General features: G+C 71.0%; 15 protein-coding genes. 6 read left to right on the forward strand and 9 right to left on the reverse strand.

Going from position 1 to position 19,894, the window contains the following annotated elements; genetic code table 11:
• Nucleotide 1: 1 nt before the first annotated feature.
• Together IPJ59_RS25520 and IPJ59_RS25525 are read left to right on the forward strand one after the other, a co-directional pair.
• The gene (locus IPJ59_RS25520; protein ID WP_293273683.1) at nt 2-5,440 is read left to right on the forward strand and encodes a DNA repair ATPase; all 5,439 of its coding nucleotides are present in this window, start codon (nt 2-4) and stop codon (nt 5,438-5,440) included.
• A gap of 140 nt (nt 5,441-5,580) precedes the next feature.
• Nucleotides 5,581-6,375, forward strand: coding sequence for a BPL-N domain-containing protein (locus IPJ59_RS25525; protein ID WP_293273684.1), 795 nt, complete (start codon nt 5,581-5,583; stop codon nt 6,373-6,375).
• 6 nt (nt 6,376-6,381) lie between these two features.
• Here IPJ59_RS25525 and IPJ59_RS25530 read toward each other — a convergent pair whose 3' ends face one another.
• The 3 genes from IPJ59_RS25530 to IPJ59_RS25540 form a co-directional block, all read right to left on the reverse strand.
• A complete protein-coding gene (locus IPJ59_RS25530; protein ID WP_293273685.1) occupies nt 6,382-7,188 on the reverse strand; it encodes a hypothetical protein in 807 nt (268 codons plus the stop codon).
• A gap of 56 nt (nt 7,189-7,244) precedes the next feature.
• Nucleotides 7,245-7,640: a Co2+/Mg2+ efflux protein ApaG gene (gene apaG / locus IPJ59_RS25535; RefSeq protein WP_293262873.1), complete on the reverse strand. Its 396-nt coding sequence runs from the start codon at nt 7,638-7,640 to the stop codon at nt 7,245-7,247.
• An 89-nt stretch (nt 7,641-7,729) separates the two neighbouring features.
• Nucleotides 7,730-8,239, reverse strand: coding sequence for a hypothetical protein (locus IPJ59_RS25540; protein WP_293262870.1), 510 nt, complete (start codon nt 8,237-8,239; stop codon nt 7,730-7,732).
• Between the two features lie 105 nt (nt 8,240-8,344).
• Between IPJ59_RS25540 and grxD the strand changes: the two genes are divergently transcribed.
• Together grxD and IPJ59_RS25550 are read left to right on the forward strand one after the other, a co-directional pair.
• Nucleotides 8,345-9,283, forward strand: coding sequence for a Grx4 family monothiol glutaredoxin (gene grxD, locus IPJ59_RS25545; RefSeq protein ID WP_293262867.1), 939 nt, complete (start codon nt 8,345-8,347; stop codon nt 9,281-9,283).
• A 65-nt stretch (nt 9,284-9,348) separates the two neighbouring features.
• The gene (locus tag IPJ59_RS25550; RefSeq protein WP_293273686.1) at nt 9,349-9,807 is read left to right on the forward strand and encodes a hypothetical protein; all 459 of its coding nucleotides are present in this window, start codon (nt 9,349-9,351) and stop codon (nt 9,805-9,807) included.
• A gap of 79 nt (nt 9,808-9,886) precedes the next feature.
• Here IPJ59_RS25550 and IPJ59_RS25555 read toward each other — a convergent pair whose 3' ends face one another.
• From IPJ59_RS25555 to IPJ59_RS25565, 3 genes are read right to left on the reverse strand one after another with little or no spacing between them, the layout of a single operon-like run.
• Nucleotides 9,887-10,561: a tetratricopeptide repeat protein gene (locus tag IPJ59_RS25555; RefSeq protein WP_293273687.1), complete on the reverse strand. Its 675-nt coding sequence runs from the start codon at nt 10,559-10,561 to the stop codon at nt 9,887-9,889.
• Nucleotides 10,504-12,012 carry an SIR2 family protein gene (locus tag IPJ59_RS25560; RefSeq protein WP_293273688.1) on the reverse strand — a complete coding sequence of 503 codons (1,509 nt, stop codon included), beginning with the start codon at nt 12,010-12,012 and terminating at the stop codon, nt 10,504-10,506. Before IPJ59_RS25560 ends, IPJ59_RS25555 begins: the two co-directional genes overlap by 58 nt.
• A gap of 18 nt (nt 12,013-12,030) precedes the next feature.
• Nucleotides 12,031-12,630 carry an LOG family protein gene (locus IPJ59_RS25565; protein WP_293262858.1) on the reverse strand — a complete coding sequence of 200 codons (600 nt, stop codon included), beginning with the start codon at nt 12,628-12,630 and terminating at the stop codon, nt 12,031-12,033.
• A gap of 42 nt (nt 12,631-12,672) precedes the next feature.
• On the opposite strand from IPJ59_RS25565, the gene IPJ59_RS25570 reads away from it, so the two are divergent.
• Complete coding sequence (locus tag IPJ59_RS25570) at nt 12,673-13,329, forward strand: zf-TFIIB domain-containing protein (protein ID WP_293273689.1); 657 nt, start codon at nt 12,673-12,675, stop codon at nt 13,327-13,329.
• On the opposite strand, the gene IPJ59_RS25575 is transcribed toward IPJ59_RS25570, so the two are convergent.
• Entirely contained in the window at nt 13,326-15,722 is a 2,397-nt protein-coding gene (locus tag IPJ59_RS25575) for a helix-hairpin-helix domain-containing protein (protein ID WP_293273690.1), read from the reverse strand. The genes IPJ59_RS25570 and IPJ59_RS25575 overlap by 4 nt on opposite strands.
• A gap of 117 nt (nt 15,723-15,839) precedes the next feature.
• Between IPJ59_RS25575 and IPJ59_RS25580 the strand changes: the two genes are divergently transcribed.
• On the forward strand, nt 15,840-16,382 hold the full coding sequence (locus IPJ59_RS25580; RefSeq protein ID WP_293262849.1) for a thermonuclease family protein: 543 nt from the start codon (nt 15,840-15,842) through the stop codon (nt 16,380-16,382).
• A 1-nt stretch (nt 16,383) separates the two neighbouring features.
• Here IPJ59_RS25580 and IPJ59_RS25585 read toward each other — a convergent pair whose 3' ends face one another.
• Together IPJ59_RS25585 and IPJ59_RS25590 are read right to left on the reverse strand one after the other, a co-directional pair.
• The gene (locus tag IPJ59_RS25585) at nt 16,384-16,902 is read right to left on the reverse strand and encodes a thermonuclease family protein (protein WP_293273691.1); all 519 of its coding nucleotides are present in this window, start codon (nt 16,900-16,902) and stop codon (nt 16,384-16,386) included.
• Nucleotides 16,893-19,853 (reverse strand): lamin tail domain-containing protein, encoded by a 2,961-nt coding sequence (locus IPJ59_RS25590; protein WP_293273692.1) that lies wholly within the window; start codon nt 19,851-19,853, stop codon nt 16,893-16,895. The genes IPJ59_RS25585 and IPJ59_RS25590 overlap by 10 nt, the downstream gene beginning before the upstream one ends.
• Nucleotides 19,854-19,894 lie beyond the last annotated feature (41 nt).

Below are 19,894 nucleotides of genomic sequence, written 5' to 3' on the forward strand. Positions count from 1 at the left end.
CGTGGCCGGCGAGACCGACAAGCAAGCGGCGCCCGCGGCCGAGGGCGGCGACGCCGGGCTCGAGGGCGGCAGCTACGAGGTCATCCGCGCCCGCCTGGTGACGCAGGGCAAGGAGCTGGCGGACCGCACCAACGCCCTCAACGCGCGCCGGCAGCAGACCTTCGGCGGCACCGAGCTGGCGGTGGTGGCCAACGAGCGCGTGCGCACCGAGAACAACTGCGTGCCGGCCGACATCCTGCACGTCGGCGGGCACCTGCTGCTCGGCTACAACGTGTTCTTCGGGCTCAAGAAGGAGGTCGCGCTCGACGAGGTGTTCTCGCTGCAGAGCTTCGATGCCACGGCGCCGGAGGGTCAGGCGATCAACCCTGTGCCGGCGGCGACGCTCGCCGGCTTGCTCGACAGCGAGAGCTTCGTCAAGGAGTTCACCGACCTCTACCGCTACTACAAGGACACGCGGCTGCGCCGGCTGAAGGCCACGGAGACCAAGCTGTTCGCGGTGTTTCAGGTCAGCGCGCAGCTGGAGGACGTCAAGATCTTCCACTGGAACGTGCTGCCGAGCGGTGCGGTGCGCTACGTCGACAGCCGCGGCGACCGCGAGTTCCCGCGCCCGCCCTCGCACGACTTCGAGTGGACCCCGACCAGCCGCGAGGACCACGTCTCGGGCCAGCACCCGCACGTCAACATCAAGGACCTGGTGTTCGTCGAGACCGTCGGCGGCGACCTCACGATCAAGGTCGAGGACAACACCAAGGACGGCCTCGGGATCTACCGCGAGCCGGTCGAGGACGCCAACCAGGCGCTCGACGACGCCAAGATCTTGTACGCGATCATGGGCCCGCTGGTGCTGCTCAAGATCTTGCCGTACCGCGAGACGAAGTGGCGCTACTTCATCTACAACACGCGGATCAAGACCGTCGCGCGCCTCGACGCGATCGGCCAGAGCTGCATGCAGCTGCCGGAGGACCACGGGGTGGTGTTCCCCGGCGGCTACTACCTGCGCACCGGCGACACGCGTCAGTTCGGCAGCGACTTCGCGGCCTTCGAGTTCGAGCGGCGCATCGACTCGCCCAACGGCGAGGACGTGCTCTACGTGTTCTACCGCCGCGACCAGGGCCGTTACACGCTGTTCCCTTACAACCTGATCCGCAAGGAGATGCAGAACCCGATCCAGGCCAACGGCTACAGCCTGTTCGCCGACGGGCGCCTGGTGGTGTTCCGCCAGCAGGGCGAGGAGCCGACGCGGCTGCACCCGATGCAGGTGTGGAAGACGCCGTTCATGTCGGCCGAGCACGCGGCCGCGGCCCCGACGGACGGCTCCTACCTGGCCAAGGTCGGCAACGCCGAGCTGGTCCGCGGCATCTCGGAGGCGCTCAGCGTGGTGCGCCTGATCGAGAACCAGGACCCGCGCCGCGAGACCTACGAGGACCTGATCGCGCAGGCGGCCAAGGTCGCCGAGAACTACTACTGGATCGGCCACGCCGAGGTCGGCGACCTGGCCGGCGCGCTGAAGACGATCCGCCAGACCGGCGAGCTCATCATCGACGAGTTCGAGAAGGTCGTGGCGATCCGCAAGCGGGCCCGCGAGGCGCTCGCCGAGGCCCAGACCAAGCAGGCCGCGCTGATCAAGACCCTGCGCCCCGGCGACTGGAAGCAGGTCGAGCAGTACATGCACGCCCTGACCGCGCTGCGAAACCAGCGCGGCGTGGTCATCACCTTGCGCGAGGTCCGGTCGATCGACCTCGCCGCCCTCGACGCGCTCGAGAAGCAGCTGGTCGAGGAGTTCGACCGCATCAGCAAGGCCTGCGTGGCCTTCCTGGTCAAGGGCGACGCGCTGAGGCCGGTGACGCAGAGCCTCGACGAGGTGCTGGCCCGGCTCGAGAAGGTCGACAACGCGGCCCAGCTGAAGCCGATCGAGGAGCAGGTCACGGCGCTGGGCGACGGCCTGAACCTGCTGGCGGAGGTCGTGAGCGGGCTGCAGGTCGGCGACGCGGTCGCGCGGACCAAGATCCTCGAGGACATCTCGACGGTGTTCGCCCACCACGGCCGGGTGCGCGCGACCTACCAGAGCGTGCGCAAGCACCTGCTGACGCGCGAGGGCAAGGCCGAGTTCGGGGCCCAGTTCAAGCTGTTCGCCCAGACCGTCAGCTCGGCGCTGACGCAGTGCGACACGCCGGAGAAGTGCGACGACCAGCTGGCCAAGCTGCTGGTGCAGCTCGAGGAGCTGTCGGGGCGCTTCAGCGAGTTCGACGAGTTCCTCGGCGAGCTGGCGGCCAAGCGCGAGGAGGTGCACGACGCGCTGGCGGCCCGCAAGCAGACGCTGCTCGACGAGCGGCAGGCGCGGGTGCAGAGCCTGGTCGCCGCGGCGGACCGCATCCTCGAGGGCGTGGGCCGGCGCGCGCAGACCTTCAAGACGGCGGACGAGCTCAACGCCTACTTCGCGGCCGACGCGATGGTGCTCAAGGCCAAGGAGCTGGCGGAGCGGATGACTGGGCTCGGGGCCTCGGTCAAGGCCGACGAGATCTCGAGCAAGGTGATCAGCGCGCGGCAGGACGCGCTGCGGGCCCTGCGGGACCGCCTCGAGCTGTTCGACGGCGGCTCGGCGGTGGTCAAGTTCGGGACCTTCCGCTTCAGCGTCAACACCCAGGTGCTCGACGTGACCCTGCTGGCGCGCGGCGAGCAGATGGCGCTGCACCTCGGCGGCACCGACTTCTTCGAGCCGATCGACGACCCGGAGTTCAACAAGACCCGCGAGTACTGGAACCAGCAGATCGTCTCGGAGACGGAGCAGGTGTATCGCGGCGAGTACCTCGCGGCCGCGGTGCTGGCCGCCGCCGAGACCGGCGAGCAGGGGCTCGACCTCCAGCGCCTGCACGCCGCCGAGCGCGAGCCGGGCGGGCTGCTCGACCTGGTGCGCCGCTTCTCGGCGGAGCGCTACGACGAGGGCTACGAGCGCGGCCTGCACGACGCCGACGCGGCCGCGATCCTCGAGAAGCTGCTGGCGTTGCGGGCCACCGCCGGGCTGCTGCGCGTCTCACCCGGGCCGCGCGCGCTGGCCTGCCTGTTCTGGGCCTTCCACGCCGCGCCGGCCGGCGAGGCCGGGCGCGCCACCGATGTGCGCGCGAGCTGGCATCGCCGGGCCCAGAGCGTCGCCCGCCTGCGCGCGGCGTTCCGCTTCACGCCGCTGGCCGCGGCGCTCGGCGCGGAGCTGGCGACGGCGATCGCTGAGTTTCTCACTGGCATCGGCCTGGCCTTTCCGCCAGGTGATGTCCAGCGCGCCGGCGCCTATCTGGTCGAGGAGCTGGCCGCCGAGAAGCCGCGCTTCGTCACCAGCGCGGCCGCGGTGGCGTTGCAGCAGGGGCTGCTCGCCGCGCTTGATGCTGGCGGCCAGCGCCGCGCCTTCGACGACGACCTGCGCGCGCTCGAGGGCCGCGTGCGCGAGCGCTTCGAGCTGCTGCAGGCGTGGCTTGGCGCCTTCCTGGCGGCGACGCCGGAGCAGGCCAAGCTGGCGCCGGCGCTGCGCGAGGCCGCGGCGCTGATGCTCACCGACCGCAAGCTCGACCGCGAGGTCCAGAGCACGCCCGAGGCGCTCGAGGTCCCCGGCCTGCTCGGCCAGCACCCGCGGATCCGCGACCGCGTGCTGGCGCTGCGGCTCGACGAGTTCCTCGAGCGGGTCGGCGAGTTCATGCGCGCGCGGGTGCCTGGCTTCCGTGAGTACCGGCGCCTGCGCCAGCAGCTGATCGACCGCGAGAAGCAGCGCCTGCGGGTCGACGAGTTCATGCCGCGGGTGCTGACCTCGTTCGTGCGCAACAAGCTGGTCAGCGAGGTCTACCTGCCGCTGGTCGGCGCCAACATGGCCAAGCAGCTGGGGGCCGCGGGCGACCAGAAGCGGACCGACCGCATGGGGATGCTGCTGCTGATCTCCCCGCCCGGGTACGGCAAGACGACGCTGATGGAGTACGTCGCCAACCGCCTGGGCCTGGTGTTCATGAAGATCAACGGGCCGGCGCTCGGCCACGAGGTCGTCTCGATCGACCCCGCCGACGCGCCCAACGCGACGGCCCGGCAGGAGGTCGAGAAGGTCAACCTGGCGCTCGAGATGGGCAACAACGTGATGCTCTACCTCGACGACATCCAGCACACGAACCCCGAGTTCCTGCAGAAGTTCATCTCGCTGTGCGACGGCCAGCGCCGCATCGAGGGCGTGTGGCGCGGCAAGTCGCGGACCTACGACCTGCGCGGCAAGAAGTTCTGCGTGGTGATGGCGGGCAACCCGTACACGGAGTCGGGCGCGGCGTTCAAGATCCCCGACATGCTGGCCAACCGGGCCGACACCTACAACCTCGGCGACATCCTCGGCGGCCAGGCCGACGCCTTCGCGCTCAGCTACGTCGAGAACACCCTGACCTCGAATCGCACGCTGGCGCCGCTGGCGACCCGCGAGCAGGCCGACGTGTACCGCTTCTGTCGCATGGCCCGCGGCGAGGAGGTCCAGGCGACCGAGTTCTCGTACGGCTACTCCGGCGCCGAGGTCCAGGAGGTGCTCGCGGTGCTGCGTCACCTGTTCCGCGTGCAGGAGACGCTGCTCAAGGTCAACCAGCAGTACATCGCGTCGGCGGCGATGGACGACCAGTACCGGACCGAGCCGCCGTTCAAGCTGCAGGGCAGCTACCGCAACATGAACAAGATGGCCGAGAAGATCGTGGCGGCCATGACCACGGAGGAGGTCGATCGCCTGGTCGACGATCACTACCAGGGCGAGGCCCAGACGCTGACCATCGCCGCCGAGCAGAACCTGCTCAAGCTCGGCGAGATGCGCGGGCGCCTGACGCCGGAACGGGCCGAGCGCTGGGCCACGATCAAGCGCGAGTTCGTGCGCGTGCGCAGCCTCGGCGGCGCCGAGGACGACCCGGCGGTGCGCATCGGCGGCCAGCTGTCGATCCTCGCCCAGCGGGTCGAGAGCATCAGCGCGGCGCTCAAGGCCGCGGCCGAGACCGCGGCCACCCGCGGCAGCCAGCAGTCCGAGGCGGCCGAGCAGATGATGATGCAGCAGCAGGCCCGCATGCTCGAGCTGATGGCCTTCGCGCAGCAGCAGGCGGCGGCGAAGGTCCCGGAGAAGGGGCCCGAGAAGGCTGCCCTCACGCCGCCCACGGTCGCGGCCGGCGGCCTCGAGTGGGCCCGCCCGCAGATCGCCCGCATCGCCAACGCGCTCGAGAGCCTGAATCAGGCGACGCTCTCGGTCGAGGTCAAGAACGAGGCGCCCCCGGGCATCACCGAGCTGCTGGCCCAGCAGGTGGCGATCGTCGAGCGCACGCTGGTGCCGCTGGTGCGCGCGGCCACGGGCAACCTGCAGGACGTGAAGAACCTCGAGATCCGCGTCGACCAGATGCTGGGGATGCTGCAGGACATCGACCTGGTGCTGAAGGGCAAGTACCTGCGCTAGGCCGGCCCTGCGCTGGGCCGCAGACGCGTGTGTGGGGAGTTGGCCAGTTTGTGCGCTCACTGGTGAGGAGCTCCTTCGGCGGGCCGCAGACGCGTGTGTGGGGAGTTGGCGGGCGCGCGGCGGCGTGGCACAGTGCGTCGATGCGGCGGCGCACACTGCTCGGCGGGCTGGCTCTCGGGGCGCTGGGGCTCGCGTTGCCGCGCAGCGCTCGCGCGGCCGGGCCGCTGCGAGTCGGGCTGTACCAGGCCGCGGGCGTGCACCCGGTGGCCTTCGCGGCGGAGAAGGCCCTGCTCGAGCGCAGCGCCGGGTTTCGCTGCACGGTGCTGACCCCGACCGAGGTCTCGCGCGGGGGGCTGGCGGAGCAGGACGTCGCGGTGTTCATGGGCGGCAGCGGCACGGCGCAGGGGCGTGCGCTCGGCGACGCCGGCAAGCAGGCGGTCAAGGACTTCGTGCGCGGCGGCGGCGGCTACGTGGGCGTGTGCGCCGGGGCCTATCTCGCGCTGCAGGGCGAGGACGAGTTTCACAAGCTGCGCCTGGTGGCCGGACGCAACCTCACCGGCGACGCGTGGCAGCGCGGCATCGCCGGGCTCGAGGTCGAGGCTGTCGGCCGGCCGCGCTTCAAGCTGTTCTACGCCAACGGTCCGATCTTCACGCCCGTGCCCACCGAGGGGCTGGCGCCGTACCAGTCGCTGGCGAGCTACGTCGGCGAGATTTACAGCCTGGCCAAAGGGACAGGTCCGGGCGAGATGCCGGGCACGCCGGCGATCGTGGCCAGCGCGTACGGCGACGGGCGGGTGCTGCTGTTCTCGCCGAACCCGGTGCTCGGCGGCGACGGCGTGCTGCACCCGGAGCTGATGCTCGCGGGGCTGCGCTGGTCCGCGACGCGCGGGGCAGTGGCGGGGCCGCTCGGCTTCGCCGACGTGTTCGCGGCCTGACGCGGCTCAGAAGTGCAGCTTGAAGCCGTAGGGCGAGCACACGTCGGCGGCCGGCTTGTCGACGCGCAGCCACATCTGGAGGCTCTCGTCGTTGCCGGGGCAGTCGAGGTCCTTGATCTGGAACGACTCGGCGCTGCAGCAGCCGGGGCGCAGCGCGGGTGAGATGGCGAAGTCGCTGCCGCCCGGGCAGTTGACCTTGGTCAGCGCCACGCCGCCGTCGTCGCACTCGAGGAACAGGCAGTGCCGCTGGCTGCCGCTGACGAGGGTGAAGGTCGCCTCGGCGACGTAGCCGAGGGTGTCGGCGCCGTGGAGGTGGTACCAGTCGGCGTCGCCGATGCCGGACAGCACGCCCATCTCCTCGAAGAAGTCGTCGTCGTTGTCGGTGATGTCGCCGAGCTCGACCGGGGTGGCCTCGCCGTCGACCGGCGGTTCGACGTCGTCCGGGCACGCGAGGCCGACGCCGCAGACGTCGTTTTGGCACACGTAGCCCTCGACGCAGCTGCCGTTGTCGCAGACGCAGTTGGGCATGCCGGGGTCGCAGATCGGTCCCGTCTCGTCGCTGCTGCTGGTGCTGCCTGGCTCGCCGGTGGTAGGGGTGGCGGTGGTGCTGGTGCTGGCCGGACCGCCGGAGCTCTCGTCGCCGCTGGTGCTGCCTGGCTCGCCGGTGGTAGGGGTGGTGGTGCTCGCGGCGCTGGTGCTGTCGCCGAGGGTGGCGCTGACCGAGACCACGTCGGTGCCGTCGCTGTTGTCGCCCGCGCTGCAGGCGGCGAGGACGGTGAGCGCGAGGAGGACGTGGAGACGCGGACAGGCCATGACCGACGATAGACCAGGCGTGCGGGCCCGGGAAGCCCACGGCCCAGGTGGTCGGGTCAGTTGACCGCGTAAGGCACGTTGAGCGCGAACGGGGCGATCTCTGCGTCGAACTCCTGGCCGTCGTCGCTGACCATCTGATAGCTGCCGCGCATCGTGCCGAAGGATGTGCGCAGCGGACAGCCCGAGGTGTACTCGAAGGACTCGCCGGGGGCGAGAGTCGGCTGGGCGCCGACCACCCCGGGGCCGCGCACCTCTTCTTCGTGGCCGTTGGCGTCGGTGATGATCCAGTGGCGGCTGATCAGCTGGACCGTGTCGAGGCCGTCGTTGGTGATGCGGACGGTGTAGGTGAAGAACCACTGCCGCTCGTGTGGCTCGGAGGCCGCGTGATCAGGGAGGTATTGGGACACCACGCGGACGCGGATCCCGTTGGTGATCGCCTCGGAGGTCGCCACGGGCGGCAGTCTATGCCAAAGCGAGGCGCAGGCGACAAGTCCTGGTGACGAAGGTGGCGCTGAACTTCAGGCCCTGCGGGGCGGCTCGCTCAGCCGTTCTTGCACGCCTCGGCCTGGTCCTCGCAGCCCGGCGCCGTCTGGTTGACCAGGCCGAAGCCGATGCACGCGAGGCACAGCGGGTCTTGTAGCGTGTCGATGCTGCACGCGCCCGACTCGAAGCAACCCATGCCGATGCACAGGCCGAGGCCGATCGCGTTGGCCGCCTGGTCGGGCGGCAGGCCGTTGGCGCACATGCCGAGGCAGCCGGCCAGGTCGGGGTCGGCGAGGCACATCGGCAGGCAATCCAGGACGTCGCTGCAGGTCTTCTCCGGGGGCGGCTCGCCGGTGCTGGCGCTGCTGCTCGAGCCGGGCTCGCTGGTGCTCGGGTCGCCGCTGCTCGAGGTGCTCGGGTCGGCGGTCGTGGTGGTCGGCGTGGCGGTCGTCTCGCTGCTGCTGCTGCTCGTCGAGGCGTCGGCGAACAGGTCGTCGCTGGTACACGCGCCGACGATGAAACACGCGGCCAGGCACGCGACCACACACAGTCCGGGGCGCAGCGTCACGGCGCCAGCGTAGCAGCGGGGCAGCGCGGCGCGGCGCGAGGTCCCGCACATGTCCTGTGGAGGCCCCCGCGGGAGGTCCGCAGCGTGCTCACGTACACTGCCCGGATGCCGCTGACCGAGGATCTGCGCACGCGTCTGCAAGCCCTGATCGCCGCCGACGAGGTCGTGCTGTTCATGAAGGGCACGCGCGCGCGCCCGCAGTGCGGCTTCTCGGCGTCGGTGGTGCAGGTGCTCGACGAGCTGGTGCCGAGCTACCGCACGGTCGACGTGCTGGCGGACCCGGAGATCCGCGACGGCATCAAGGAGCTGTCGGCGTGGCCGACGATCCCGCAGCTGTACGTGCGCGGCGAGTTCGTCGGCGGAGCCGACATCGTCCGCGAGATGCACGGCTCCGGCGAGCTCGAGGGCGTGCTGGGGGTGGCGCGCAAGGAGATCACGCCGCCGCGCATCACGGTCAGCGCGCGGGCGGCGGAGGTGTTTCGCGAGGCCACCGCCGACGCGGGCCCCGATGACGCGATCCGCCTGAGCATCAGCTCGCGCTTCGAGCACGACCTCGGGGTCGAGTCGGCGCGCCCGGGCGACGTGCAGGTCGAGGTCGCGGGCCTGCGCTTCGTGCTCGACCGCATGAGCGCGGGCCGGGCCGACGGGCTGTCGTTCGACTACGTCGAGCAGGGCGGGCAGGCGGGCTTCAAGATCGAGAACCCCAACGCGCCGCCGACGGTGCAACAGATCGGGCCGACCGAGCTGGCGGCCCGCATGGCGGCCCAAATGGCGGTTGGCGAGCTGCACCTGTATGACGTGCGCTCGCCGCAGGAGCGCGAGATCGCCAGGATCGCCGGTTCGACGCTGCTCGACCCGGCGGTCCGCGACCAGATCCTCGGCCTGCCGCGCGACACCCCGCTGGTGTTTCACTGCCACCACGGCGGCCGCAGCCAGCAGGCCGCGGAGTACTTCCTCGACCAGGGCTTCACGCGGGTCGCCAACCTCCGCGGCGGCATCGAGGCGTGGTCTGTCGAGGTCGACCCGCAGGTCCCGCGCTATTGATGCGCCTGGGGCGAAGCGCTTGCCCGTTGACCGCGGCCGCGCCGTTGGTCTAGCGTCTGCTCGCGATGCGCCCACTCCACGCCCTCCTCGCCGCGCTCACGGCCAGCGCCCTGTCGGCCTGCGGTGAGCCCTGCGCCAACCTGAGCAAGGCGCTGTGCGACGGCGGAGATCCTGCCTACTGCCAGCAGGTCGACGCCTGGCTGGCGACCCGCCTCATCGACCCGGAGACCAAGGCGCCGCTCGAGGGCCAGCCGCGGGTGCAGATGTGCAGCACGATCTACGGCAGCGTCGACATCTTCAACGCGTACCGCTTCAAGGCCAAGCAGGTGATCCTCGGCGAGCCAGACTTCACGCTGGCCTCGTCGACGCCGAAGGAGAACCGGGCCGACCCGACCCCGCCTGCGAAGCCGAGCACGCCGGCGGTCACGGCTCCGCGTACGCCGCCGGCGGTCATGCCCGAGCTGGCCGACAAGGACAAGGACGACAAGGAAGAGGACAAGCCGCCGGCCAACATGTCGGACTAGCGGTTGGGCTAGCGGTTGGATCAGGTCGGAACGGAGCTGTCCGCGGGGACAGGTCCGTTGGGCCAGGTGAACAGTCGGATCAGGTCGGGACGGAGCTGTCCGCGGGGACAGGTCCGTTGGGCCAGGCAGCCTCGGGGGCGAGCGGGCTGAGCTCGCGCCAGCGATCGATGACGTCGAGGCTCGGGGGGGTCGGGGCGCCGCGCAGGGAGTGTAGGAGGCGCAGGTAGAGCTGCTGGCCTGGGTGGTCGAGGTGGGCGATCGATCGCACGAGCGAATCGCTGAGCGGGATCAGCGGCGTGGCCGTGACCGGCAGCAGGCCGTGGAGCACGCGCAGCGCCGCGGTGTCGTCGCCGTCACGGAGGCGCCACAGCACGCCGGCGAGGAAGGCGATCGCGGCGATGGTCGCGGCGTCGGCCTGCTGCGCGACGGCGAGGCGCCAGGCCTGCTGCAGGCACGGACCCACGGGCGCTCGGGTGCCCCAGCGGAGGTACAGGATGGCGAGGTCGATGTGCAGCTGGACGTCGTCGGGGGTGAGACCCTCGAGCGTGCGGTAGATGGCTCGCGCCTCGCCGCTCGCGTTGGCGAGGGCGAGCTCGCGGCCGAAGCTGAGCAGCAGCTCGGGCTGGTCGGGGTAGCGGGCGACGGTCTCGCGGAAGGCGGCGATCCGCTCGCTGCGCTTCGTCAGGCGCTCGATGTTCAGCTTGAGGGTCCACCAGTCGTGAGCTGCGGGGGCGTCGGGCACGAGCACCTGCATCGACTGCTGCAGCAGCGGGGGGGCGAGGGAGGGGGCGGGGAACGGCCCGCCCGAGAAGAGGGGGGGGGGGGGCGGGGGGGGGGGGCCGGCTGCGCGGGCGGGGCGTCGCGGATCGGCTCGGGCGGGGCGAGGTCGCGGGCCGCGGGCCTGGCTGAAAGGACAGGTCCGAGCGGGAGGCCGCGGCCGCTCCGGGTGACGGGCTCCATGCGGGGGGCTACGGGGGGCGGGCTTGGCGTCGCGGGGCTCGGAGCGGCGGAGCTCGCCGCGGAGGGTCCGCGGGTCGGGCTCGTCGCGGGCGGGGCAGGTTGCGCCGCGGAGGGTCCGCGGGTCGGGCTCGTCGCGGGTGGGGTCTCCACGCGCTCGGGTGACCTCAGGCGCTCGAGCGCGGGTGCGGGGCTCGTTGCGAACGCGACGAGGGCCTCGCCCTGCGGGGCGGCCTCGCTGGCGATCGCCTCCTCCTCGAGGACTGCCGCGAGCTCGACGGGCCGCGGGAACACGCGGCGGTGCAGCTGCTCGAAGCTCTCGCGGTACGCACGCGCGCGCTCGCCGGCGCGTTGCTCGATGCGCTGGTCCATGCGCTGATAGCCGAGGCGCTCGCCGAGCTGCAGCATGAGCTCGTCGAAGCCCTGGATCGGGACCAGCTTGCCGCGGTGGCGGCGGAGGACGTCCTGGATCTCCGGGCCGGGCAGGCCGCCGCCGGCCCAGTAGCACCAGTAGATGCCGCCGGGGATGTCGCCGGGCTGCAGGGTGTCGCGCAGCAGGCCCATGAGGCTGCCGTCGTTGCCGCCGTAGCCGATCACGATCGGCGTGTAGCTGCGCAGGAGGTCGCGCAGCGACTGGACCAGCGCCTCCGGCAGGGCGGCCAGCTCCTCGACGCGGTTCTTGGGGGCGAGCAGGAGGTCGCGGTGGACCTTGATCACCAGCGGGCGGCGCGGGTTGATGCGCACGAAGCCGGCCAGCGACTCGTGGCCGCACACGAAGGGCAGCTTGTCGGTGTAGATCGCCAGGGCGTCGGCGACGAGGTTGTCGAAGTTGGTGGTGATCACCACGCGGTGGCGGGTGTTGGCCAGGACCTGGGCGAGCACCGAGTAGCCGAAGCTGGGGTCGCGGCCGTGGAGGATGCGCTCGAGGTAGGCGTAGCCCTCGTCGGGCTGGTCGGCGAAGCGGCGGGCGAACACCTGCGAGTAGAACTCGACGGCGCGCGGGTACGCGAAGCCATCGATGTCGAGGTTGGCGGCGGTGGCCCACGCGGGCAGCGGGCGGCGCTCGTGGTCCTCGCGGGCGTGCAGCTCCTGCAGCCAGCGATCGACGAGCTGGCCGGCCATCGGGATGCCGGAGTCGAACGATGCGCCGGCGCCGAGGATGAAGGCGAAGCGGCGGTCCTCGGCGGCGTGGACCTCCTGGAAGTAGTTGAGGAGGCCGGTGACGGTCCAGGTCGGTGGGGTCGGCATGGGTCTCGCGTGGGGCCGTCAGACCGGCGGCGGCGGGGCGACGAAGCGGGGCAGCGCGACCGCGGCCAGCTGCGCGAGCAGGGCCTCGAGATCGTCGGCGTGCTGCAAGATCGGGCGGTAGATGTCGCGGATGAAGCCGCTGGCCTCGGCGTGGTCGAGGAAGCGGAGCAGCGGGGCGTAGTAACCGGCGACGTCGAGGATCCCGACCGGTTTTTGGTGGTAGCCGATCTGACACCAGGTCACGACCTCGAACAGCTCCTCGAGCGTGCCGAAGCCGCCGGGCAGGGCGATGAAGGCGTCGGAGAGGTGGGCCATCATCGCCTTGCGGGCGTGCATGGTGTCGACGACGAACAGCTCGTGCAGGCCGCTGTGGGCGACCTCGAGGTCGCGCAGGCGCTGCGGGATCACGCCGAGGACGCGGCCGCCGGCGGCCAGGGCGGCGTCGGCGAGCTCGCCCATGAGCCCGACGCGACCGCCGCCGTAGACGATCTCGATGCCGCGTTCGGCGAGTTCGCGGCCGAGGGCGCGGGCGGCCGCGGTGTAGATCGGGTCGTTGCCGTGGGCGGACCCGCAGAACACGCAGATCCGGTGAAAGACACGCGGAGGAGCCGGGGTCATGCGCCGGAGATATCACGCCTGGGCTGCGATATGCTGGCGGCGATGCGACGACAGGTGACACCGGAGGCGCGGGCGCGGGTCGAGCGGATCGCTCGCGCGCTGGCGGGGTTGCTCGATGAGGTGCCGGCGGTCGGCGCCGCGGACGAGGGGGCTCGGCCGCCGCCAGGCAGGGCGCGAGCGCCGGTGTGTCCGCGCTGCGCTGGTGAGATGGGCACGGTCGGCGCGGGCCAGGGCGTGGAGATCGATCAGTGCCTCGCGTGCGGGGCGATCTGGCTGGACGTCGGGGAGCTCGAGGCGCTGGTGGCCGAGCATGCGCCGCCTCCCGGGGCGCCCCCGCCGACGATGGCGGAGCTGCGCGATCGCATGCGCGAGGTGAACACGCCCGAGGGCCTGGTGAAGTACCGCGACTGTCCGCGCTGCGGGCAGGTGATGCGGCGCCGCAACTTCGGGACGATCAGCGGCGTGGTGATCGACGAGTGCGGGCGCCCCGGGGTGCTGCTCGACCCGGGCGAGCTGCAGGCGATCGAGGCCTTCGTCCAGCTCGGCGGGCCGGCGCTGGCCGAGCAGTTTCGCCGCGAGCAGGAGCGGCGACAGGTCCCGCCGCCGCCGCGTGAGGCCGATTCGGGGTCGGAGCCGTGGGTCGGCACGGTCGCCTCGGCGGCCGACAACCTGTGGGACGTGCTGTTTCGCGGGTCCTAGAAGCGGGACTCGAGGGTGAGCATCAGCCGGTGCTCGGGCGAGGGGATGCGGGCCAGGGTGCTCATGCGCTTGTCGAGCCAGACGTAGAGATCGTAGCGGGCCTGGATCAGGAAGGTCTTCTTGATGAGGTAGCCGACGTCGATAAACGACCACAGGCTCTGCTCGAGGTAGGCGTTGTCGTCGATAGCGAAGTTCTGGTAGCGCAGTCGGGCGCGCACGCGCAGCGGGTCGATCGGGCGGGTGGTGATCGTGAGCCAGGCCGAGATGTCCTGGCGGTAGCCGGTGCGCGACTTGCCGACGGGGGCGTCGGGGTCCTCCGGGTTGTACTGGTTGAGGTTGTCGACGCTGTTGGACTTGGGGTCGCCGATGAAGCGGTGCTGGAAGCGGGGCACCAGCTTGACGCGGCGGTGGGGGAAGAAGGCCGACTGGATGTTGTACTTGACGCTCTCGCCGCGGCAGCGGTTGGCCGGTGTTTCGACGTTGGCGTAGTCGACCACGATGTCGGGGTCCCCTTCGGCGCCGTCGCTCGCGTCGATGCCGTCGGCGAGGCCGACGTCGCCGCCGTAGCAGTAGAGGGGGCCGTTGCTGCCGACGTTCTTGTCCCGGCCCTCGAACCACACGCCGGGGGTCCACCAGCGGGTGACCTGGTGATCGACGCGCAGGCGCACGAAGATCGCTGGAGTGCGCGTCGAGGGAGCGACCCAGAAATTGACGAAGCTATTGACGAAGGTCTTCTTGGTCGGACGGCCGATGTAGCGGACGCGGAAGCCGGCCTCGTCGCGCGCGCGCTGGCCCTCGTAGACATCTGGGCCAGCGAGCGGGCGGGCGTACGGGTTGGCGAAGTTGCGGTCGTAGTAGCGGACGATGGTCTCGATCTCGTGGCGACCCCACGCGGCCGTGTGGCGCATGATCGCCGCGTACCCGCCGCCGCCACGCGGGTCGGTCTTGTCGCTGCCGCTGGCCTTGAGCATCGAGTCGAAGCTGCGCGACACCTCGATGCCGAGGTCGCTCCAGCGTTTGCCCCACGACGCGTTGACGCCGACGGCGCCGAAGGGACCGCCGAAGGGGACGCGCGCGGACTCCTGGAAGCCGAGCGGCTTGCCGCCGGTCTGCCAGGTGACGTCGGTGCCGTAGCCGGTGACGCCCACCCAGCTGCGGCGGTTGAAGAAGTAGCTGATGTTGCCGCCCGCGGTGGTGTCGCGGTACATCCGCGGGAGCTTCTGGTAGGCGAACTCGGAGGTGGGCGCGAGCAGGTCGGGCTGGCGCTTGTAGACGTCGGGGGAGTTGCAGCGGACGTCGGTGTCGTTGCGCGGGTCCTCGCAGATCGCGGGGTCGTAGAGCTGGTACTGGTAGACGGTCTTGGCCTTGACCGACATGAAGGCGTAGGCCTGCAGCCAGCCGATGCCGGCGTCCAGGCGCTTGAGGCCGACGGCCATGCCCTGCAGGGTCTCCTGCCAGCGAAAGTCGGGGGTGCCGTAGCTCTTGTGGTCGACGTCATCCTGGCAGGGGCTCTGCGACAGCTCGCCGGCGCCCTCGTTGCACAGGGCGTTGAGGCGGACGGGCCGGGGGTAGATCGTGAGGTCGCGGTAGAAGCCGTTGGGGGTGTAGTTGCGGGTGTTGTCGAAGGTGAGGCGCTGGCCGAAGCCGGCGCGGTAGGTGCCGGCGAGGATCGCCCAGCGGTCGGTGTCCCACTGGGCGAAGAACTTGGGCAGCACCGGCTGCACGCGCGGGGCCTCGGCCGACAGCGCGTTGCGGCTGGGGTCGTAGCGGACGTCGCTGACGCGGTCACGCAGGAGCACGCCGGCGACGCCGAGGCTGAGGTGGCGCAGGGTGCTCAGCTGGCCGTCGAGGACCATCGCCGGGACGCGCTTGTCGCCGACGGTGGTGGCGGCGCGCAGGCGGATCTTGCCGGAGGTGGCCGCGTAGCGGCGGCCGGGCTCGACGATGTAGATGAAGGCGGCGATCGACTTGAGGGTGTCGGCGTCGATCACCCCGGCCTTGACCAGCATCGCCGGGTCGGTGATGAAGCCGACCTCGGTCCGGAAGCGCAGGAGGGCGTCGACCTCGGCGTAGCTGAGGTTCGGCAGGGTGAAGAGATCCTCGCGCGGGGCCTTGTTGAGGTCGACGCCGCGGCGCAGCAGCTCGACGAGGGTGTCGAAGGTCTCGGCCGAGATGTCGCCGGCGGCGTTGAGCTCGACCAGGTCGTCCTCGTCGTCGATGTCGACGAAGGTCTCGTACTCGGCGGCGCGGGCGGTGGCCGGGGCGAGGGTGGAGATCAGCGCCGCGGCGGTGATCGCCGCGATGGCGAGCAGGCCGCGGCGCGGAGCGGATGCTTGCGCACATGTCCTTGCGGACAGGTGGTTCGCTCGGCGTGGCGCGTGGCGGACGGGCATGGCGCTCAGCGGACGATCGATCGGAGGGGGGCGGCGCGCTCCGATCGCAGCGCGGCCAGTGTGCCCAAACGCGCGTGGTCTTGCCAGCGCGGAGGTGAGCGGCGATGCTGCTCGCGGATGTGTGAAGCGACGATCTGGCGACCAGGGAAGGCGGGGTTGCTCGCGGGCCTCGCTAGCCTCGCTAGCCTCGCAGGGCTGCTCGGCTGTCGGCCGGCGGACGTGCCGGCCCCGGCGAGCTTCGATCCGCTGGCGACGGGTCGCCCGGAGGGCTGCGTGCTCGAGCGCTGGGAGGACGGCGACACGGCGTTTGTGGTGTGCGGCTCAGGCCCGCGGGAGGTCGTGCGGCTGCTGGCGATCGACACCCCGGAGTCGGGCTTCGACGACAACTCGCGGACGCGGGCGCAATGGCAGGCGGAGCTGTGGCAGCTGCCCTACGCGACGGTGCTGCGCTGCGGCAAGGCGGCGACGGCGAGGGCGCGGGAGATCTGTCCCGAGGGTTCGTCGGTCGAGCTGCTGGGCGACGACCGCGACAAGTACGATCGCCGCCTCGCCTTCGTGCGCTGCGCCGGGGACGACGTGAACCGGCGCCTGCTCGAGGACGGGTACGCCGGCAGCTACCCGTACCCTGCAGATCCCGAGCGGCCGCGGCTGTGCCGCTGATTCAGTCACAGGTCACTTCTCCCGCGCACACGCCCCACAGGCCGGCGTGCTTCTGGCGGGCCTCGAGCTCGAGGCTCATGAACTCGGCCTCGCGATCGCTGCCGTTGGGCGGGATGATGAGCACGCAGGCGAAGCCGCGCTCGACGAGCAGGGTGTTGAGCTCGCCGTCGGGGGCCTCGACGTAGGCGAGCAGGCGGCCGTAGGTGTCCTTGCACTCCTCGTCGTAGGTGAGCGTGACCTCCTGGCCGAGCACGAGGTCCTCGTTGTACTTGCGGGCCTCCTCGCCGTAGCAGTCGTGCTTGCCCTGGGTGATCTCGGGGGTGTCGATCATCAGGTAACGGACCTTCTGGCCGCTATCGAGGACGATGGTGTCGCCGTCGATGACGGAGGCGACGATCGCCGTGGTCGGGCCGCACAGGTTCTGCGGGTCAGGCTGGGGGCCGCCGGCGCCGCTCAGGTCGCAGGCGGGCAGCAGGAGGGCGAGCAGCGGATACAGATCGCCGGGGCGGGTCACGGACATTGCGGGTTCTCCTGCTTCGGGGTGCCGGCGTCGACGGCGACGCACCAGGGCGGGCCGTCGGCGCTGATGTTCATCGGATCTGCGAGGCCGTCGGGGTCGAGGAGGGACGACTTGCCGGGCTTCTGCAGGACGGTCCAGCCGACCGTGTGGAGCAGGACATCGGCCTTGCCGATCGAGATGCCGCCGCTGGCGTTGCCGAGGCTGGTGCTGACGACGTGGTCGACCGGCGGGAGGTTGCCGTTGACCAGCGGGTCGGCGTTGTGGGCGAACAGCTGGACGCTGCCGCTGCTGGCCGGCAGGCAGTCGGCGCTGACGAGGGTCGGCTTGGCGGCGGCGAGGGTGGCCATGTCGACGTTGGCCTTGTTGAGGATCTTGAGGTCGTTGAGGTCGACGTCGGCGAGGAACTTGAGCTCGAACCACTCGCCGTTGGCGTCGGTGACGATCGTGGGGTCGGCGAGGTACTCGTTGATCACGAGGTCGCCGGGCTTGGGCGAGACGACCAGGCGCATGGCCATGAGGCCCTGATCGAAGCACATCGGGTCGACGTTGCCGCCGCCGCAGGCGATGTTCTCGGCCTTCGGGGTGCCGCTGTCGCCGAGGCCGTAGGGGCTGCTGGCGGGGCACCAGTTGGTGACGAAGTCGTCATTGCAGGCGGTGTCGAGCGGGGCGGCGGTGATGCAGCTGGCGGCGGTGCCGAGCTGGTGGGCCTTGCCGACGCTGGCCTTGGTGTAGGTGACGGTGTCGAGCTGGGTGTCTTGCAGGGAGACGAACAGGCCGCCGCCGGAGTTGGTGAGGCTGAGGCCGGCGTACTCGTAGTCGGGCGTGGGCAGGCCGCCGTTGCCGCCGAGGTCGTTGGGGTTCGGCGGGTCGGGTGGTTTGCCGAGGCTGGAGAGGAGGACGTAGCTGTCGGCGGCGACGGGGATGCAGGTCGCGCTGGTGACGGTGTGCTTGACGGTGGGGAAGGTGTTGCCGAGGTCGAGGCCGTTGAGGTCGAAGCTGGTGGCGGCGTAGAGCTCGAACCACTCGCCGGTGGGTTCACCGGCGCCGCCGCTCTTGAGCAGGGCGTCGGGGTCGGGGTGGAGCTCGGTGATGAGCAGGTCGCCGGCCGACGGGTGGACGATCGGCCGCAGTTGTTGAGTGTCCGGGTCGCTGCACTGGTCGTCGGGCGGGGGGATGTCGCCGCAGCCGAGGTTCTCGGCCTTCGGGGTGCCGAAGTCGCCGAGGCCGAAGGGCGCGGGGCCGTCGCACCACTGGGTCGGGTCGTCGTTGATGGCGACGTCGAAGGGGGCGGCGACGGGGAGCAGATCGAGCGGGAGCTGGCGCGACTTGCCGTCGGCGGTGTTGGCCCAGCTGACGGCGTCGAGCTCGGTCTGGGTCATGGCGAGCTTGTTGTCGACGCCGACGACGAGGGTGGAGTTGTCGTTGGTGAGCGAGATCTTGTCGACCCAGTCGGGGGCCGGGAGGCCGCCGTTGAGCGCCGCGTCGGCGCTGTGGGCGATGAGCACGTAGCTGCCGGCGGCGATCGGGACGCAGCTCGGGTCGGCGACGGTGGCGTAGGGCGACTCGAGGGTCTTGCCGAAGGTGAGGCCGTTGAGGTCGATGTCGGCGCCGACCAGGAGCTCGATCCACTCGGCCTCGGCGCTGTCGCCGAGCATCGGGTCGGTGAAGACCTCGGTGACGAGCAGGTCGCCGGGGGCGGCGTAGTGGATGTCGCGCGGGACGTCGCCGTCGATGCAGGTGCCGTCCTTGGCGGCGACGGGGCACTGCGGGTTCTCGTCGCCGGGGCTGCCGAGGTCGCCCTCGTCGAAGGGGGTGGTGGCGAGGCACCAGTTGATCGGGTCGTCGTTGCCGGTGGCGGTGAGGCTGTCCGGATCGAGGCTCCAGGCGGCGCCGTCGCTGGTCTTGGTGTAGTGGACCTCGTCGATGATCTGGCCGTCGTAGGCGATGTAGACGCCGGGGGTCGGGTTCGACGCGGAGGGGCTGTCGACGAGGGTGATCTTCGCCTCGAAGTTGGCCTTCTGCCACTCGACGTGCTCGGCGAAGACGACGTAGGTGCCGGCGCTGGCGTTGATGCACTGCGCCTCCATCAGCACCTTCTCGGGCTTGCTCGGGTCGGCCAGGAACTTGCTGGTGTTGCCGCCGAACTGCAGGCAGTTGAGGTCGACGTCGCCGGCGGTGACGTAGACCTCGAACCACTCGCCGGCTGTGGCGTCGGTGAGCTTGGCGTTCGGCATCACCTCGGTGATGATGATCTGGCCGGGCATCGGGGCGTGGACCGGGCGCAGGAGGTCGTTGTCGTAGCACGCGCCGCAGGCGGGCACGGGCAGGGCGCAGTCGGGGTTCTCGGCGCCGGGGGTGCCGTAGTCCTCGCCGCTGTAGACCTCGGTGGCGAGGCACCAGTTGGCGAGGTCGTCGTTGTCGACGGCGTCGGGGGGCTTCTTGCCGAGGCTGCGGCTGTAGCCGTCGGCGGGGTCCTGGTAGAGGGCCTCGTCGACGACGACGTCGCCGCAGACGACGCGGAGCTTGCCGTCGCTGTTGCCGAAGCTGCCGAGGTCGGCGGCGTAGCCGTAGTCGATGTGCTCGGGGCGGGTGTCCTGGGCGGCCTTGCCGAACACGAAGTACTGGCCCGGGCCGATGCTGAGCGCCTCGTCCTTGATCAGGTGGCCCTTGGCGCTGGTGCCGTCGACCTTGCTGTACTCGAGGCCGAGGTCGCTGAGCGCGACGGGGGTGTCGCTGGGGTTGTAGACCTCGAACCACTCGAAGCTGTTGTCATCGGCGCCGGCGGGGTCGGGCATGATCTCGGTGATGATGAGGTCGCCCCTGGACAGCTTGGCCGTGCAGTCGCCGACGGTGTCGCCCTCGGTGTCGACGCCGGTGTCGTTGTTGCAGGCGGCCGCGAGGGAGGCGGCGAGGAGGAACGGGACGACGCGGAGGAGGTTGGCGCGGTGCATGAGGGCTCTCGGGGGTCGGCTGCGTTCGTCCGTGAAGCGCG

Source organism: Nannocystis sp. (assembly GCF_016714285.1).
Classification (GTDB): domain Bacteria; phylum Myxococcota_A; class Polyangia; order Nannocystales; family Nannocystaceae; genus Nannocystis.